Raw genomic sequence first — 18,585 nt, forward strand, 5'->3', positions numbered from 1 at the left:
TGAATGATTATTTGTATCTAATTCCATGTTATATCAGCTCATTTCTTATATAGACTGATTATAACATAAGAAAAAAATAAAAGGCAATATGCCCTAATTGTCGGTTTTCGAGCTACCAACGGTAACCCTCATACCGAACGGCATTCATCACCCACCTATAGAGGATGGGCGACTTCTGCCTGTGTTGAGTTAAACATACATATTGCATCAATGCTATATAAAAAACGTGTTACGTAACGGTTGCAAGGTCGTTAAGAAAAACAAACTTTCTCTATCTATACGTATCAATACATGACAAAAAAAGCTGAACCCCTCTCATTCAAGGGTTCAGCTCCATTTTCGTTCTATTCTTCTTCTTCAGCCATGAATGTATTGAAGACTTCTTCAATCATATCCCATTCTGCTTCAGTTTCGATTTGTTCTAGATCGCCTTCTGTACCGTCTTCGTTCTCAACGTAAGCATAGGCTTGTAATTCGACATCTTCATCCTCTGGAACACCTGCTGGGTATAACAACACGTAGTTGCGGCCAAACTCTTCGGTGCCATCTACTGTTAAAAGGATTTCGAACAATGTTTCATTGCCTTGTTCATCCACTAACGTGATATGTTCATGTCCTTCGTGATCATGATCGTGGTCATGATTGTGATCGTGTGTATGTTCTGCCATAATAATTTCCTCTTTTCTTTTCAATTAAACAATTGTTTTCCAGCGCCATCCAAATAATTTTGCAAAATCATGACTGCCGCCAACTTATCAATGACTTTCTTGCGTTTCGCACGAGAAACATTGCCTTGTTCTACGAGCATCCGCTCTGCTTGAACAGTCGTTAGACGCTCATCCTGATACACCACAGGCAACGCAAAACGCGCTTCAATTGCTTGACCATATGCCATTGATGCTTCGGCCCTCGGTCCTATGGTATTGTTCATATTTTTGGGTAGGCCAACCACAAAGTGGGTGACTTCATATTCTTGCACCAGCTCAGCCAAGCGATCATAACCGAAATCATTTTCATCTTCGTTGATCCGAATGATCTCGATCCCTTGGGCGGTCCATCCCATCGGGTCACTTACAGCCACACCGACCGTTCGCGAGCCAACATCTAATCCCATGACTCTCATTATAGGTTTATCCCGTGATTGCCTAAATAGTAGCGGATCAGCACTTCCATGATTTCATCTCTTTCATGGCGACGAATCAAATTCCGGGCATCCCGATAACGAGGAATGTAAGCCGGGTCGCCAGAAAGGAGATAACCAACGATTTGATTGATTGGATTGTATCCTTTTTCTTCTAATGCTCGATAAACAATAGCCAATGTTTCGCTAACCTCTTTTTTTCGACTATCATCAAAATCGAAGCGAACTGTTTCATCTGTAAAACCCATTTCACGACACCTCTCTTTGTGTAGATTTTAGCATATCTTGCACTCTAATTGTACTAAAGGTTGTTGAAAACTACAAACATATGCCTTATCTTTTCTCTATTATAACAAAGCTTTATGATGTTTTTATGAAGTTTACCAAAAAAAACTAAAATGCCCGATAGACGTATTGGTTATCCGGTGCGTCGATGGTCGATGATTGGTCGACCACGACCATTGGCAAGTCTCGTTTGAACGGCGCATAATACTGCGACTGGATCGTTCCTTCGACCTGCAGCCACTGATTGTTCTTTGTTTGTGTGTCTGCCGGCAATTCGACCCGCAAACCAAAGACACCAGAATCTGCCACACAGTGGATGATCCCGAAACGAAACAAAAAGATTTCGTTATCATCGTCTTGATCTTGATGGTAGACGAATCCCTCGTAGCTCACTTTCTTGCCGATAAATTCACTAGGATAGGTATAGATCAGCTCCATCACTTCCAGATAATTCTCATCCGTGATCTTGATCGTAGTCTGATCGGCATAACGCGCCAAAGACGTTTCCATCTGCGTGTTGTAATCATCTTTGTTAAAATACAGGCTCGTATCTGGTTTCAGATATTGCGTTGTCATTTCAGGATCGCCCACAGATTCCTCACTCAAGGGAAAGTTGAAGCCTTTTGCTTCCACAATCGTCGTATCCAAACTGACCGTTGGGAAGAATAGACCGACAATGATTGGCAAAGCCAGCAATAAATAAGCCAACAGCCTTTGATGTTTCTTTTCTAAACCATGCTGATGGTCATCATCATGATGGTGACTAGGCTCCTGCTTGACCCAAAAATAAAGTTGCACCAGTGCCAAAATCAATGAAATGATCATTGACAGAATCGCCAAGTACCGATAGTGGACATTAATGAATTGATTGAGTTTTCCAGATACTTGTAGATACATCATCAGCTCAAAATAACCAGATAATATCAAAAAACGTATCATTTCCTACACCACCCATGCATAAATCGACACGACGACAGCCACCAAACCGACCAAAGAAGCAATAAAACGACCAGTGAAATAACGCTTCATCATCAAAAGATTTTTTATATCGACCATTGGGCCAAAAACCAGAAAGCCTACAACAGGCCCCGCGCCAAACAAACTCAACAACGAAGAGCCAATAAAGGCATCTGCCTCTGAACACAAAGATAATGTCAAAGCCAAGAGCAGCATCATGAATACCGCCAGCAACTTTGTCGATCCTAATGTCAGCATCAAGCCAGTTGGCAAATAGGTCTGCATGGCTGAAGCAATCAATCCGCCTATGATCAAATAGCGGCCCGTGTCAAAAAACTCATCTAAGCTATGCTGCAACAGTGCTTTGATCTGCTGCCCTTTCCCCTCTACCGGCGCATGGTCATGCCCGTGATGATGGTGGTGTCCATTGGGTGTACCCCTTTGTATCAAGGACATCGATTGCTGTTTCAACACCCCCTGCTGATTGAAATAGGCCAACCAGACACCAACAACCATCGCTACGATCAAACTACCAACGACACGCAAAAATGCAAATTTGGCTGAATTTCCGAAAGCAATAAATGTCGAAAAGATCACGATTGGATTCACGATCGGCGCAGTCAACATAAACGCAAAGGCTGTATGTACTGGAACATCTTTTTTGACAAACTGATTGACGATGGGGACGATTCCACATTCACAGGAAGGGAAAAACACACCCAGACCACACCCCATCGCAATAGAAGCCAATTTATTTTTAGGTAATATTTTTGTAACCCGTTCTGGGGTCAAAAAAACTTGCAGCGCCCCTGAGATCAAACAACCGAGTAATACGAATGGCAACGCCTCGATGACAATGGATAAAAAAATCACACTCATTTGCAAGACAGAATTCGGCAAGGATTGGAACATATTTTTTTAACCTTCTTTATCTATAATATCTAATTGCTGGCATTACTATACGTTTTTTCTTTGGCTAACACAATGGTTTTTATCTTTTAGACTGATTTTTTTACGATAGCTTTACATTTTGCTCATCTTGTTTCGCCTGATTTCAGCGCTACAACAAACATTTTGACAGAAACGCCAAAGGCAGGTACATTGAGGGAAAGAGGTGATTTCAATGGAAAATGAAACCAACATCGATGCAGCAATTCTCGTTGAGGGTGCACCGATAGGGATTCTTTATTTTTCACAACCAAATTGCAGTATTTGTTTAGCAGACAAACCGCGTGTCCAACAACTCGCTCAGATGCATGGCATCCCATTTCATTCCGTCAATAGTTTGGAGAAACCTGCCATTGCAGCCCACTTTGCTGTCATGACAGTCCCCGTCGTCTTACTGATTGCCAAAGGCAAAGAAGTCCATCGCGAAGCGCGAATCATCGACTTTGGACGACTGGACAAGCAGATGCAGCGTTATCAAGCTGCTTTGGATTCGAATGAAGAACCCCTGTCCTATGCTTCTTTGTTTGACCAGTTAGCTGAATAATGGGCTGAACAACCATTTATCACGTTTCAATCACTACGATTCGGCTCGTCTGACGCCCTCTGGTCGTCAATCGCAGTGATTCGGCTCGGCGGTGACTTCCCTCCCTCCGGTCAGCTAGTACTGTTCATCATCTACTCTGACGCCCTTTGGTCGTCAATCGCAGTGATTCGGCTCGCGGCGGTGGCTACCCTCCCTCCGGTCAGCTAGTACTGTTCATCATCTACTCTGACGCCCTCTGGTCGTCAATCGCAGTGATTCGGCTTGGCGGTGACTACCCTCCCTCTGGTCAGCTAGTACTGTTCATCATCTACTCTGACGCCCTCTGGTCGTCAATCACAGTGATTCACAGCAAAACCACCTTATGCGGGTTGGCATAAGGTGGTTATTCTATCGTCTATTCTTCAGTCGCTGGTTCTTCCACGGGTTCTTCATGGGATAGTACGTTGCCTGAATGTAAGAAATAAATCAATGTTTGTAATTCGTTGGTCAAATCAACATTCTGAATCAAGACACCTTTAGGCGCTGTGATTCTGGCTGGTGTAAAGTTCAAAATTCCTTTGATTCCGGCTTCTACAAGATCATTGACCAAATCTTGTGAGTATTGTGCTGGAACTGTTAAAATTGCCACATCGATTTGTTGAATTTTCACTTGTTCTTTCATATCATCCATTGGATATACAGGCACGCCATCCACGATGCGGCCAACTAAGTCCTCGCTGACATCAAATGCAGCGCTGATCCGGATACTATTGCTTTGGTGGAATTTATATTTCAATAATGCACTGCCCAAGTTCCCTACCCCAACAAGGGCAACATTGGTCATGTGATCTTCGTTTAAAGTCTTTGCAAAAAATTGCATCAAGCTTTCAACATCGTAACCATAACCACGTTTGCCTAATTCACCAAAATAAGAAAAATCGCGGCGGATCGTCGCACTGTCCACTTGAACAGCTTCACTTAATTCAGTAGATGAAACTTTTAATTTGCCAGCATTGTGTAAAATGCGTAAGTAACGGTAATATAAAGGCAAACGCTTTGCCGTTGCCTTTGGAATTTGATGATCTTTCAAAGAAATTACTCCCCCATTGTGAAAAATTCACGTGTGATGTAGCTATCATATCAAATACATTGTTCAAAAATCAATTTGAATGCTCATAAATTGAAATTTATTTTTAAAAATGGTAAAATCAAAATTTTCATCAATCGCCGTTTTCTTTAAGATATGATAAAATGAAGCTATTGCATCCTTGAAGCCACTCGCTTCTTACAGATAGGAATGAGACATTAATGATTCTATTACAAGCCAACCAAATCGCCCGTCTATTCGGCGCCGAGGTCTTATTTGAACATATCCAGCTCGAGATCGCTAGTCAATCTCGGATCGCCCTCGTAGGTCGAAATGGTGCGGGCAAATCCACGCTGTTGAAAATCATTGCAGGGATCGAAAGTCCTGACAAAGGAACGATCGCTAAGAACAAAAGTGCAACCATGGGGTACTTAGCCCAAGATACGGGTCTAAACAGTCAAGCCACTGTTTGGGAAGAAATGTTGGATGCTTTCACAGTCGTTCGAAAAATGGAACAGCGTATGCGCAGCCTTGAGCAAGCGATTTCAGATGCAGCTCCTGCGACAGATATGTCTTCTTTACTAAAAGAATACGACCAATTGCAACATGAATTCGCGGAGAAGAACGGCTATGGGTACGAAAATGAGATTCGTTCAGTACTGCATGGATTTCAATTTGATTCTTCCTTTTATACACAATCGATCGACACACTTTCCGGCGGTCAAAAAACCCGTCTGGCATTGGCCAAAATGCTCCTGCAAAAGCCAGATATTCTGATTCTCGATGAACCAACCAACCATTTGGACATTGATACACTCGCTTGGTTGGAGAACTATCTCCAAGGGTATGCGGGTGCTTTGCTGATCGTATCCCACGATCGATACTTTTTAGATAAAGTCGCCAATGAAGTGTACGAACTAAGCCGCCAAAAAATGCGCCATTATAAAGGCAATTACAGCCGTTACTTAGACCTGAAAGCCGAACAACTGCAAAGCGATTGGAAAGCTTTCGAAAAACAACAAGATGAAATCAATAAATTAGAAGACTTCGTCGCCCGTAACTTGGTCCGTGCCTCAACGACCAAGCGTGCCCAAAGCCGTCGCAAACAATTAGAAAAAATGGAACGCCTCGATCGACCCCAAGGCGATGAAAAATCAGCCCATTTTCTTTTTTCCATCGAAAAGCCTTCTGGAAATGTTGTCATGCAGTTAGAAGACGGCGCCATCGGTTACGCACAAGATGTGTTATCTGCACCGATCAATTTGGATGTCCGCCGCAAAGATGCCATCGCATTGGTCGGGCCAAATGGGATCGGCAAATCGACTTTATTGAAATCATTGATCCATCAATTACCATTGATCACAGGGGATGTACATTTAGGTGCCAATGTCACCATTGGGTACTATGATCAAAAACAATCTGATCTGCATTCGACCAAAACGATCCTTCATGAACTGTGGGACGAACATCCGACCACACCTGAAGTAGAGATTCGTTCGATATTAGGCAGTTTCCTCTTCTCTGGTGAAGATGTCGAAAAACCCATCACTTTGCTGAGCGGCGGTGAGAAAGCGCGCGTAGCGCTAGCGAAGTTAGCCATGGACCATGACAATTTCTTGATTTTAGATGAACCAACCAACCACTTGGATATCGATAGCAAAGAAGTTTTAGAAAATGCCTTGATCGATTATGAAGGCACACTGTTTTTCGTTTCCCATGACCGTTATTTTATCAATCGGATCGCCACGAAAGTCATCGAACTATCAGAAAGCGGCAGCAAACTGTACTTAGGCGATTATGATTACTATCTAGAAAAGAAATTAGAAGAAGCCGAGATCGCCGCTTTATTAGACACCAGTACAACCGAAAAACAACAGTCTGCTGGCAAGAAAAGCTTTGTCCAGAGCAAAGAACAGCAAAAAACCGTTCGCACCTTACAACGTAAAGTCGATCAGATCGAAAGCGACTTGGCAACGATCGAAGAGACCATCAGCGAAATTGAAAAAGCAATGACCGAACCAGAAGTATTGAATGACCATTTGAAACTAACCACCCTCAATCAACAGTTGGAAGCTGCCCATCATCAGCAAGAACAACTGTTGGAAGATTGGGAAGCAAGCAGCATTGCGCTAGAAGAAGCACAATCACCCCTTTAGAATCCGCCTCTGGTCTGATGACAGCCCCCTCCTCCTTTGTTTTACTGGAAGTAAGAGAAAAAACGTAAAACATAGATAGGAGGAGATTTGATGCTATCGGCCAAAACGTATCGAAAACGACAGCCGCGCTTGGTGTTCATTGGATTTGTTTTGTTGTTTGTAGCTTTTGTGCGGGGTGTGTTTTTCGTACAATCATATGATATGGGGTATGATGACGAAAGCATGGTATCTGTATCCATGGTCGAATCAGATTGGGCAGATGATTATGCAGTATTTAACGATGAAGCCTCGCTGGTATTATCTGACAACGGGATCCATACCCCTTTGTATTTGCAGACAAATGAGCAATGGGCGGATGACTATTATGGCCTTGACGGCAGCCAAACGATGGCGGAAAATGGCTGTGCAATTGCTTCACTGGCAATGGTCGCATCTTCCATCAGCGGCTATGAAGTCTTGCCGACAGAAGTAAACGATTGGGCTGGCGACAATTATTATGCCGCGGGACAAGGGACACAATGGCAGATTTTTTCTGACTATGCTACAGACTATGGCTATCAATATCATGACCTTGGTACGAATCTTGATCTAGTTTCCAGCTATTTAACTGCTGATCATCCAGTCATTGTTTCTGTAGGTCCAGGCAGCTTCACAGAAACTGGCCATATCATGGTGCTCGCTCGTCTTCAAGATGAGCAAGTCATCGTCCTAGATCCAAACGATTCTCCAGAAAAGTATCACTATGATACCTATTTCACCTTAGACGAAATCGCGGATCAAAGTGTCCGTTTTTGGACATTGTCGTTATAGTCACGTGCTCCGTCTTGCACTTCAGTGCGATTCTTCTTTAATGGTGAATCGCACTTTTTTTGTACAACAATATTTTTTTTCGCATACTTTAGCACAAGAATTCGCTTTCTCGTTATAATAGGTGACAGAGAGGTGTGATTTGTATGAAAATAGGTTTGCCAAAGGAAATCAAAAACAATGAGAATCGCGTAGCGTTACCCCCATCCGGTGTCTACGAATTGGTAAAAGATGGACATGAAGTCCTTGTTGAAACTGGCGCAGGAGAAGGCGCCACTTTCTCTGATGATGCCTATCGATCCGTCGGTGCCACCATCACTTCCGTCGAAGATGTCTGGACTGTAGATATGGTCATGAAAGTGAAAGAACCGCTGCCTGAAGAATATCCATTCCTTCACGAAGGCTTGATTTTATTCACATATTTCCACATCGCCGCCAACAAATCATTAGCAGAAGCCCTACTATCTGCCAAAGTCACCGCCATCGCCTATGAGAATGTTCAATTAACTGACGGCACCCTACCGCTTCTTTCACCTATGAGTGAGATCGCCGGTCGAATGTCTGTTCAAATAGGTGCCCAATTTTTAGAAAAAATCTATGGAGGCAAAGGCATTTTACTTTCAGGTGTTCCAGGCGTCCGTCAAGGCCGTGTCACGATCATTGGTGGTGGTGTCGCAGGTGAAAACGCAGCAAAAGTTGCAGTTGGTCTCGGCGCACAAGTGACCATTTTGGATGTCTCCATTCCTCGTTTACAAGTATTGGATCGTCAATTTGCAGGTCAAATCCAAACCCTTTATTCCAATCGTTTGAATATCGAAACTGCCTTAAAAACCACCGATCTCGCAATTGGTGCTGTACTCCTGCCTGGGCAAAAAGCACCTTGTTTGGTCAGTACTGAGATGGTCAAAAGCATGCCAAAACAATCGGTGATCGTAGATATTGCCATCGATCAAGGTGGCATCTTTGAAACAGAAGACAAAGTTACCACTCATGATGATCCGACGTATATCCGCGAAGACGTGATCCACTATGCAGTCGCGAATATGCCCGGCGCCGTTCCGCAAACAGCAACAGTCGCGCTGAGTATTGCTACATTGCCCTTTGCAAGAGAATTGGCTAGTGATCCCAGCAACGCATTGCAAAACAATCCTGCGTTAGCAAAAGGCATCATTGCCTATAAGGGACATTTCACGTTAAAAGAGGCTGCGGAAGATTTAGCCTTACAATATACGCCTTTCTCGGACTGTATTTAACTATTCCCCTAACAAAACAGTTGTTTTCCCTAATAACATTCGGGAAAACAACTGTTTTTTTGTTGATTATGAGAATTTTCTTTTTGTACTAGCAGACAAAAGCGAATTATGCTATATTCATACTTAAAAAAATTGCTGCTAGGAGGAACAACGTGCTAACCAAAGACCACATCCAACAATTTCCCAAAATAGAATTACATTGCCATCTGGACGGATCAATCCGCCCTCAAACGATGATAAACATTGCCAATCAACAAGGACTACCCATTGCACAAGATCTAGCTGAGGTCAGTCGCAACATGCGCGCCCCAGAAAGATGTGACCACTTAGTCGATTACCTGCGTTGCTTTGATTTTGTACGTCCCTACCTGCAAAGCGAAGAAGCCTTGTCCATGGCTGCCTACGATGTCATGGAACAAGCCGCTGAAGATGGCGTCGCCTATATTGAGATTCGTTTTGCGCCCAGTCTATCAATGGATGAAGGGTTGACTTGTATCCAAACCATCAAAGCTGTCGCAAAGGGCATCGCTCAAGCAGAAGAGACTTTCCCCATCAAGGGCAATATACTGGTGATCGGCATGCGTCAAGAAGCACTTACAGATATCTCCACGATATTCAAAGAGGCGCTAGTGGCAGATGAACCAAAGGTCGTTGGTATTGATTTGGCTGGTCCAGAAGACGATGGGTATGTCCCTTCATTGGCTGAAAGCTACCAAGTGCTGATTGATCAGCAACAGATACAGTTAACCCTTCATGCTGGTGAATGCGGCTGTGTCCAAAATGTCTATCAAGCCATCGAGAGCGGTGCACAGCGCATCGGTCACGGTATTGCAATGAAAGATGATTTCGTTGCACAAGCCTTTGTCCGCCAACATGATCGATTGATAGAAGGCTGTCCAACAAGCAACCTCCATACCAAAATGATCAAATTCTATGCTGACTACCCTTTGCGGCAGTGGATTGAAAGCAAGATGCCTTTTTGCTTAAATACAGATAATCGAACAGTATCCAATACAACGCTGACCAATGAATACTGGCAAATGGTGCAGCACTGTGGTCTAACGATCCATGAAATGCAAGACATGCTGACACTTGCGGTGCAGCATTCTTTTGCAGCAGAGGAAGATAAAGAGGCATTGTTGCGACAAATGGCGATGTTTTCCAACCAAGCCGCAAAGTGCTAAATCAATCCCTGATCTTTTTCAGTGCTTAGGATAGTTATAACCTATTCATTCCTGGCAGCACTTGGATGATGTTCCCATCTACACTGATCCAAATACTCAGGGTGGTTGGATTATAGACACTATTTCCTTCTATCGAAAAAACCAATTGTTCTGAAGCAACCATGTAGCGATAAAAGTCTATATGTGTGACAAACCAAATGTCATGGTGTACACCTACCATTTCAGCAAAGTCTTCAATCAAATGCCAATTATTATTATCGGTAAATTCATAACTATGACCCCAAACTGACATTAAATATAAATACTGACTTTTATGCAGATCAACAAAATCTTTCCCATGCTCCAACAACTGTTGTTGATGATGACAGGTTGCTTGCCATGCATACCAATCTGTAGGAAGTGCAAAACTGTGGCTGCTACCTACAATACGACTATAGTTGATTCCTAACAACGGAAGTAATTCTTTGATTTTTTTTGTATAAGATCCATTGGGATAGGACATCCCTTGAATAGGTATTCCAGTGATTCCTTCTAGTATTCGGCGATCTTCAATAACTTCTAATGCAACTTTATCTAAAGGACAACGAGCGATAGTCGGATGTGTATAAGTATGGCAAGCAATTTCATGCCCTTGATAAAGGGTTCTCGCCTCATCAAGACTAATTCGTTGTCCTGTTCTATCATTTCTATCCATCAAACCTCCATTTAAATGGAAGGTTGCCTTTAAACCGAATTGGTTCAAAACAGCGATCAGACGGCGATCCTCGATTCGTCCATCGTCATAGCTCAGTGTTAAAGCTTTGAATTTCCCTTCCGGGTAACAGACATAGTATTGTTTCATTTTTCTCCCTCACAATTTGATCGATTGGCAGCTCTAGCCTTTCACAGAACCAATCAGCATACCTTTGGCAAAATGTTTTTGTAAAAAAGGATAGAAAATCAAAATAGGCAATGTGGCTACGATGATTACAGCAAATTTCATTCCTTGTTCAGGAGGTATATAGTTTGGATCTAGCAAAGCGGAATTATTTAATGCACTAGAGGACATCGTTATCTGACGTAATAGTAATTGAATTGGCCATTTGGCACTATCATTCATGTATAAAAGTCCGCTCATAAAATCATTCCAAATACCGACTGCATAAAATAACGTAAATGTAGCAATCACTGGCTTAGAAAGTGGCAACATGATCTTCGTCAAAATCGTTAATTCTGTTGCTCCGTCCATACGAGCAGACTCCTCCAACTCCAGCGGTATCTCTTGAAAAAAATTTTTGATGATCATTAAATTGAAGGGACTAATTGCACCTGGTAGCATCAACGCCCAGTAAGTGTCAAGCAACCCTAAATTTTTTACAACAATAAACGTTGGAATCATCCCACCTGAAAACAGCATCGCAAAAATAACCATGTTCAGCAATAATCCCCTCCCTTTCAAGTATTTACGGGACAATGGATATGCAAAAGTAAAAGTAAAGAATAACTGAATGAACGTCCCACCAATCGTCACACCAATCGTGACAAATAAACTGCGAACAAATGCTGGTGTTGAAAAAATGTATTTATACGCTTCTAACGTAAAACTTTCCGGCCATAAAAAAAAGGGCCTAGTGATAATCTCTGCCTCCGTTGCAAAAGAGGCCGCAATCACATAAATAAAAGGTAGAACCATGATCACAGATAAAAATGTAAGAAAAAGCAAATTGAGCATATCAAAGACTTTTCCAGGTTTTGTGTTATGCGCTTTATTCATAATAACTTCCTTCCCCTTTTAGTAAAGGCCGCTTTCGCCAAAAACCTTAGCTAATTTATTCGTAGACAAAACCAAAATGATACCAATCACAGATTTAAATAGGCCAACAGCTGTACTATAACTATAAGCCCCATTGGTGATTCCCATCATATAAACATACGTATCAAAAACATCTGCTACGGGTCGATTCAGCGCATTCGTCATTAGATAGATTTGGTCAAAACCTGTTGACAAAATGGAACCTACCCGCATAATCAACATAATAATGACAGTACTGCGAATAGCGGGCAATGTTACATGCCAAACTCTCCGAAAACGACCCGCACCATCCATGATTGCCGCTTCATACTGCTCTTGATCCACGCCAGATAATGCTGCTAAAAAGATAATTGTCCCCCATCCAATTCCTTTCCAAAGACTTTGCAAGATAATCAAGGGCCGGAACCAACTGGGATCCGTCAAAAAATCGACCTCTCTACCAGTAAGTGCTTGGACAATATTTGTGATCACTCCGTTGTTAACGGAGAATAGAATAAATGTCAAGCTTGCGACGATCGTCCAAGATAGAAAATGAGGAACGTAGACCATTGTTTGAACAACTCTTTTGTATATGGCATGACGCACTTCATTTAACAATAGTGCTAACACAATCGGTGCTGGGAAAACCACTATAATATCTAAAAAAGCCAGCATCAATGTATTACCCATAATTCGGAAAAAATCAGGATTAATAAAGAAATCTCTAAAATTATCTAAACCGACCCATTTACTATCAGCAATGCCTAAAAATGGTACATAATCTTTAAAGGCAATGATGACTCCATACATCGGAGCGTATCGAAAAACCAAAAAATAGGTCAGTCCCGGTACCACTAAGATGTATAACCATTTATTATTTTTCAAATGTTTAAAAAATGCCTGCCGTTTATTCTTTTTTGTTATCGAAATGCCTATAACATTCTCAGGTGTTTCCATACAGTTCCTCCATTCTAAGGTCAAAGCTGAAACAAAAGCTTCAGAAAGCGAACAAACTTGTCACTTTTATTTCAGCCGCACCTATCTTAATTATCTGCTTGATATAACGTATTTGTTTCTTCGATCAAATCTTTCCCTCCGCTATTTTCCCATAAGGTAATCGCATCTTTCCAACCAGCTTCATCAATTTGACCAGCAATAAATTTCACTCGTGCATCAGTTATGATTTGATCTAATTGCGCCCCTTTCGTTGCGTACGTGTCAGTCACGTATGCTGCCGCCGGATCATAAACAGCATAGGCTAAGTCCCGTTCTTCTAAAGACTTGCGCAAATTCCAAAACTCGAGGTCTTTATCTGTAGCGGGTTTTGCTGTATAAAGTACACTTTCTTCTGTTACATTCGTGCCCATCTGCGCATATGATTTGATGGCATTTGCCACTTCAGTTGCTTCTTCGGTTCCTTCAATAGCAACTGAGAACCCATCCTCTACCTCGAAGTTGACACCTTCGATCCCGTTGTTGAGCAATATTTGCATATCTTTATCATTCGTTTTATCAATAAAATCTAACACTTCCCGCAGTTCTTCCTCCGTTTTAACAGATGCTTTCGGAATGGCAAGGAAACCAGAATAGCCTGCGGTTGGTTGGGCATAGACATTGCCATCTGGTCCAGCTAGATTGCCTGTAATCAACACTTTGTCCGCACCGTTTTCCGGATCTTGCTGCTTGAACACATTGGCAATTTGAGAAGCGCGAGAATACATATCCAAAATAATCCCACCGGTACCATTTACGAATGGATCATTCCAATTATCAGATGACAAGGTTGCAAAATCTTTATTGATCAATCCTTCATCTACCATTTTCTGGGCAAACTTGATTGCCTCCAAATATTCATCAGTTTGGAATGAAGGTTTCAATGTACCATTTTCGTCGACCCAATTATTCCCTGCCCCATACCAAATCGTTAAAATGTCAAATGCTTGTGCAAAATTTGGTATAATGATTCCGGTCGTTTTTCCTTCACCATTCCCCTCCGGATCTTGCTCCTTAAACGCTTTGGCTACATTATAGAGGTCTTCTATATTTTGCGGTTCTTCCAATCCAAGCTTTTCTAACCAATCTTTTCTAATAATTGCTGTCGAACGCATTAAATCACGTGCACGATAAATACCATAAACCTTTCCATTTAAGCTAGAGGCTTGCAAAATTTCTTCGTTGGCCTGTGATAAATTCGGATAATCTTGAATGTAATCAGTTAAATCCCAGAACGTTCCATTTTCTGCTGACTTGACAAATCCTGGGTCTTTTCCTTGAATAACAATAATTTCTGGAATATCATCAGAAGCCAACGTTATATTCATTTTGTCAACATAAGATGGGTTTGGCACCCAATTGATCGTAATTTCTTTTCCTGTATATTCTTCTAACTTTTGATGTACCATGTTGTCTGCTTCAGGCGGATCAGTTTCTATAAATGGAACCATCATAGTGATTTTATTTAACGATTCCCCAGAACTAGTGTCCTCCGTTTGGTTGTTCCCACATCCTGCAATCAACATAGAACCAATCAAACTGATTCCACCACACAAGACCAATTGCTTTTTCATTATATTTCCTCCTTAATATTTATTATTTCTGAAGATATGTCATCTCCGATATACACCAAGCACAACAGAACGTTTAAACACCATTGAGAAACGGTATTCGTCGAAATCCATGGCAATTCAGTAATAGGCTTCCAAATAACGGCTTCTTTCATGGTCGAAGATACGGGCAATGGGATACTTTCATTCAATAAAATGTCCCACGCCTTTTTAGCTAACTCTTTATCCTGATAGAACTGTGCAGCGTATGCCATTAATCCAGTGGCAAAAAATGGCCATGAAAAATGCTGATCATTTAATTTTTTCTGACTTTCTTCTTGTTTCTTTTCATCAGACAGAGCATAAAAGCGACCAAATTCAGCTAACATCGTTGACCAATCTTGATCATCAAGCAGCTGCTCTAGTTCCAACCATACTTGCGGCGCACCAAAAGCAATAATCATATGGTATCCGCCTATATTGCCAGTACCATAATATGTTAGATGTTTAGTGTTCGTATCAAAAAGATAAGTGGGACCGGATAAAAGCCTATTGGGCGTCGCTTTGATATCGTTGATTCCCGTTTTTATATATTCTAAATACAACTGATTGCCGCTTCTTTCCCACTCTGTGAACCAGTTAGACGTCAAAGATGACCAATCCGGACCTACACGGATTGGATATTGCTCTTCAATTATTTCTGGATAAAATTCCCTTAAAGGAGCCAATTGATTGAAAATAACAGTATCATTGTCTTTCACCGAGGCAATGATATCCCCGATACGCTCGTCCCCTGTTAAATAGTAATAATAGCGATGCAGACCTGCCATTGAGATGCGAGCCTCTTTGCATTGACATCCCCAGTGCAGTACATTGTGTCTAGAACCCAATCCTTGATATTCGCCTAAATGATACTGATCCACTTCTGATGTATGACGTGTCATTGCAGCTGCAAAATCAAAAACAGCAGGGTCACCTGTACGTAGAAAATCAAGCCACAGCCACATGTTTGGCACTAATTCTGTATTTTGCCAAGCATAACCTCCTATATCATAGCGCCACACATGACGATCTGCGTCGTAAGTGTGCATCACATCTCCAAAGTGCCAAAATCCATACCAATCTCTTTGTTCTACTTCATTTAAATAGAACTGTTTCAAAGAAGCCATCTGGTCTTCTAAAAAGTGCTTCATTGGTGTAGAATGATCCATTAGCGGCCAAACACCGAATACTTTTGTTTGATGATAATCTTCTGGATAGCAGACAATCTGCGGATTGTTCTGTAAATTATCGGCAAATAAACCAAATTGTTCTTGTGTAGCAGGCTGAGAAAAAAGTGAGATTTGCAACAGATTGGTATTAGCGATTCCCACAGCTGTTGAACGTAATTCTTCCATACCTTCATAAGCACTTAGCATATGATCCCGATTTGAGTAATGAGAAAAATCCATTGGCGGGCCTGATCTTGACCATAACCAAGCGGTGATTGTCGTTTCATTCCCAGTTAAGTCTGACACCTCCAATTCTCTTGGTGCCTTTTCCCAAAAATGTGCCATCCCCATAGCAACACCGCCATCAACACCACCAACATAAATAGCACCTTTACTACGATCTCCTCTGCCTGCTTCAATAGATGCATAACCTTTTTGGGTCATTTTGGAGAAAGAAAAAGAGCTTGGACTTTCTTGAATTAATCGAAAGTTGTTCCAAATCGCTTGTTCTTTAGTGTGAATCATCATTTCTGGATCTAATTCGCTTTCGGCGGTTACTTTTCCTTTTACTTGTTCTTTGTATGCAAGATTATTTTCTGAGTATCTCCGTGACAAAAAAAGTTGTGCTGGTTCTGTATAAACTTGTGCGCCTGCAATTGATACAAACCGATTCCACGCTTCCCCTCTCAACGGGGCTTTTGCTTTAATATAGATACCATCATAATTTTCGGTTTTTACAAGAATCATCGTATGAACAATATCAAATGTCGACAGTTCTTTGAAAAAGCGAAACCTTATGATTATTTTTTGATACACATCTCCTAGATAAGTGATATCTCCTTCAACTTTTACGACACTTTTAATTGGTCCGTTTTCTTCTAACGAGATATTGGTTTTGACAAAAGTCAGATCCTGATCCTTGAATACAGCACCAACAGTCAAATGGCTTAATTTAACATCATTATTCACTTTTAACCACTCGATAATATGTTGCAACTCACCGTGCTTAGAAAAGAATACTTTAAAACAACCGTTATCAATGTATATGCCATTATATTTTTCAATGGCAATATGTTCACTTTGTAATTCTTCACTTTCTTTTAGCTGCAAATCATGCATACCAGCTGCAAAAACTCCGGCATGCTTCGTCCATTTTATCGAACCATCCGGCCAATAGGCCATCACTTGACTTTGTAGAGGACTCGATCCAAGTACATACCCTGAGGTGATTTTACCTAATGAACCTTGTGCCCATGGATGACCAAATGTGACGGCTTGCTTAGTGAGCGGTGCTTTCCTTAACCATTTTAGTGCCACAATCCATTTCCTCCTCTGCTAGTTTTTCCTCATTTTTTTCATACAGTTTTAAATGAATCCCAGTCATGACAAGGATGAATAGACCGATACTAAAAAAAAGGATCACTCCTGGAAACATTAATGAACCATAAAAGCAAATGCCTATCCATACGAGTGTTAGAATACTGCCAGCCAAATTATAGAAGATGAATCGATAGCCATTTTTTAAGGCATCAAAAGCACGAATATGATAGAAGTCAAAAATCGTCATACCAAAACATAATGTCAACAAAGTTACTATTTGAATCACACTAAAGATTAAGAGAATAACATGGTCATTCACAATGCCCATTGATAACACCCATTGCGTATCCCACCTCAAAAACAAAAGAACCCCAATTAAAGGAAGCATTATTATATTTCCTGAAAAGAAGTTCTGCCGATAGGATCGCCAATAATAACGCCAAGGTTTATTCATCCTATGCTGATGATACATCCTAGAAATAGAAATAGCTGCCAATAAACTAGGACCTAGTCCAAAAATCCCCAGTCCGATCACTGTGCCCAGAATAAATAGTATATTGATCACAGCACATATATATAATCCAGATAGTGCAGTATATATCTTTTGTATACTCAATGTTGTCATCGGTTTACACCTGCCAAACTTTCAAATTTCGATAGATTGCCTTCATTGGTGCCATCTGTCTAAAACCGATATATCCTTCTTTCAAAATGGGGCCGTATGTATGTCCATCATCTTGCCATGTAAAAATATTCAATCCATTCATAAAAAAACTGATTTCTCCTTCTATTTTTTTGACCTTCATTTGAAAAAAATCTAACACATGCGTTGCATCTGGTAATGGATCAGCTCCTTGTGCAACCAAATGAAAACCATTGCTTTTCCTTAAATTGGCTGTGCGGAAGGATAATTCTGAAAGATATTTACGTCTGAAATAAGAAATATGATAAGTATTGATATCTCCAGAATGATATTGAGGATAATAGCCATTTCTACTTGCGAGATGCTTCTCAAAAATATCCTCACCATTTTGACCAATCGCCGCAAAAAAAAGCATACATAGTCCACTGTCACTTAAAGGAAGAAACTCCCATTCAATCTGGATATTTTCTGGGAACAGGTGTGGCAGCCAGCAAGTGAAGTGTGCGTGATCTCCCATTGATGCTGGATCACTATTTTCAAAAATCAATCCCCGATCTATCCGTTTACTCATAGGTCCTTCTTCGATCCAGTCAGCTACTGAACTTAAATCGTCTAAAGATCTTTCATATAGTAATTCCATCATTTTCAACTCCCTTACTCAGTAACAACGATTGAAAGCCTTTACATTTATGATTTTACCGAGAAAAAAAATTTCCAACAATTGACAATTTTTGATAACAGCCGTAAACATGTTAA

Annotated in this window: 18 protein-coding genes; 5 read left to right on the forward strand and 13 right to left on the reverse strand. The window is 41.2% G+C overall.

Annotated features, from left to right (window positions below; all coding sequences use genetic code 11):
- Positions 1–344 precede the first annotated feature (344 nt).
- The 5 genes from AEQ18_RS00415 to AEQ18_RS00435 all read right to left on the reverse strand — a co-directional run bounded on the left by AEQ18_RS00415 (position 345) and on the right by AEQ18_RS00435 (position 3,295).
- Positions 345–668: a DUF1292 domain-containing protein gene (locus AEQ18_RS00415; protein ID WP_054114393.1), complete on the reverse strand. Its 324-nt coding sequence runs from the start codon at positions 666–668 to the stop codon at positions 345–347.
- 20 nt (positions 669–688) lie between these two features.
- Positions 689–1,123 carry a Holliday junction resolvase RuvX gene (gene ruvX / locus AEQ18_RS00420; RefSeq protein WP_054114394.1) on the reverse strand — a complete coding sequence of 145 codons (435 nt, stop codon included), beginning with the start codon at positions 1,121–1,123 and terminating at the stop codon, positions 689–691.
- Positions 1,123–1,389, reverse strand: coding sequence for an IreB family regulatory phosphoprotein (locus AEQ18_RS00425; RefSeq protein ID WP_005228556.1), 267 nt, complete (start codon positions 1,387–1,389; stop codon positions 1,123–1,125). The genes ruvX and AEQ18_RS00425 overlap by 1 nt, the downstream gene beginning before the upstream one ends.
- 145 nt (positions 1,390–1,534) lie before the next feature.
- Positions 1,535–2,365, reverse strand: coding sequence for a TIGR03943 family putative permease subunit (locus AEQ18_RS00430; RefSeq protein ID WP_054114395.1), 831 nt, complete (start codon positions 2,363–2,365; stop codon positions 1,535–1,537).
- Between the two features lie 3 nt (positions 2,366–2,368).
- Positions 2,369–3,295 (reverse strand): permease, encoded by a 927-nt coding sequence (locus tag AEQ18_RS00435; RefSeq protein ID WP_054114396.1) that lies wholly within the window; start codon positions 3,293–3,295, stop codon positions 2,369–2,371.
- A 211-nt stretch (positions 3,296–3,506) separates the two neighbouring features.
- On the opposite strand from AEQ18_RS00435, the gene AEQ18_RS00440 reads away from it, so the two are divergent.
- Positions 3,507–3,875 (forward strand): thioredoxin family protein, encoded by a 369-nt coding sequence (locus AEQ18_RS00440; protein WP_054114397.1) that lies wholly within the window; start codon positions 3,507–3,509, stop codon positions 3,873–3,875.
- Positions 3,876–4,269: 394 nt separating this feature from the next.
- Here the strand turns inward: AEQ18_RS00440 and AEQ18_RS00445 are convergent, their stop codons facing one another.
- Positions 4,270–4,944, reverse strand: a complete 675-nt coding sequence (locus AEQ18_RS00445) for a redox-sensing transcriptional repressor Rex (protein ID WP_054114398.1) — start codon at positions 4,942–4,944, stop codon at positions 4,270–4,272.
- A gap of 218 nt (positions 4,945–5,162) precedes the next feature.
- On the opposite strand from AEQ18_RS00445, the gene AEQ18_RS00450 reads away from it, so the two are divergent.
- The 4 genes from AEQ18_RS00450 (at position 5,163) to add (ending at position 10,341) form a co-directional block, all read left to right on the forward strand.
- Entirely contained in the window at positions 5,163–7,097 is a 1,935-nt protein-coding gene (locus AEQ18_RS00450) for an ABC-F family ATP-binding cassette domain-containing protein (RefSeq protein ID WP_054114399.1), read from the forward strand.
- 90 nt (positions 7,098–7,187) lie between these two features.
- Positions 7,188–7,907 (forward strand): C39 family peptidase, encoded by a 720-nt coding sequence (locus AEQ18_RS00455; RefSeq protein ID WP_054114400.1) that lies wholly within the window; start codon positions 7,188–7,190, stop codon positions 7,905–7,907.
- A gap of 143 nt (positions 7,908–8,050) precedes the next feature.
- Positions 8,051–9,157, forward strand: a complete 1,107-nt coding sequence (ald, locus tag AEQ18_RS00460; protein WP_054114401.1) for an alanine dehydrogenase — start codon at positions 8,051–8,053, stop codon at positions 9,155–9,157.
- 152 nt (positions 9,158–9,309) lie between these two features.
- A complete protein-coding gene (gene add, locus AEQ18_RS00465; RefSeq protein ID WP_054114402.1) occupies positions 9,310–10,341 on the forward strand; it encodes an adenosine deaminase in 1,032 nt (343 codons plus the stop codon).
- 34 nt (positions 10,342–10,375) lie between these two features.
- Here add and AEQ18_RS00470 read toward each other — a convergent pair whose 3' ends face one another.
- From AEQ18_RS00470 to AEQ18_RS00500, 7 genes are all read right to left on the reverse strand, one after another.
- Positions 10,376–11,182: a polysaccharide deacetylase family protein gene (locus AEQ18_RS00470; RefSeq protein ID WP_054114403.1), complete on the reverse strand. Its 807-nt coding sequence runs from the start codon at positions 11,180–11,182 to the stop codon at positions 10,376–10,378.
- 33 nt (positions 11,183–11,215) lie between these two features.
- Positions 11,216–12,094 carry a carbohydrate ABC transporter permease gene (locus AEQ18_RS00475; protein ID WP_054114404.1) on the reverse strand — a complete coding sequence of 293 codons (879 nt, stop codon included), beginning with the start codon at positions 12,092–12,094 and terminating at the stop codon, positions 11,216–11,218.
- Between the two features lie 18 nt (positions 12,095–12,112).
- Positions 12,113–12,997, reverse strand: coding sequence for an ABC transporter permease (locus AEQ18_RS00480; RefSeq protein ID WP_235505455.1), 885 nt, complete (start codon positions 12,995–12,997; stop codon positions 12,113–12,115).
- A gap of 158 nt (positions 12,998–13,155) precedes the next feature.
- Positions 13,156–14,679, reverse strand: coding sequence for an extracellular solute-binding protein (locus AEQ18_RS00485; RefSeq protein ID WP_054114406.1), 1,524 nt, complete (start codon positions 14,677–14,679; stop codon positions 13,156–13,158).
- Positions 14,679–17,183: an exo-rhamnogalacturonan lyase family protein gene (locus AEQ18_RS00490; RefSeq protein WP_054114407.1), complete on the reverse strand. Its 2,505-nt coding sequence runs from the start codon at positions 17,181–17,183 to the stop codon at positions 14,679–14,681. Before AEQ18_RS00490 ends, AEQ18_RS00485 begins: the two co-directional genes overlap by 1 nt.
- Positions 17,146–17,811 (reverse strand): YesL family protein, encoded by a 666-nt coding sequence (locus AEQ18_RS00495; protein ID WP_054114408.1) that lies wholly within the window; start codon positions 17,809–17,811, stop codon positions 17,146–17,148. The genes AEQ18_RS00490 and AEQ18_RS00495 overlap by 38 nt, the downstream gene beginning before the upstream one ends.
- A gap of 4 nt (positions 17,812–17,815) precedes the next feature.
- Positions 17,816–18,469, reverse strand: coding sequence for a DUF1961 family protein (locus tag AEQ18_RS00500; protein WP_054114409.1), 654 nt, complete (start codon positions 18,467–18,469; stop codon positions 17,816–17,818).
- Positions 18,470–18,585 lie beyond the last annotated feature (116 nt).

Origin of the sequence: Enterococcus sp. RIT-PI-f (assembly GCF_001297065.1) — a bacterium.
In the GTDB taxonomy this organism is placed as follows: Bacteria; Bacillota; Bacilli; order Lactobacillales; family Enterococcaceae; genus Enterococcus_D.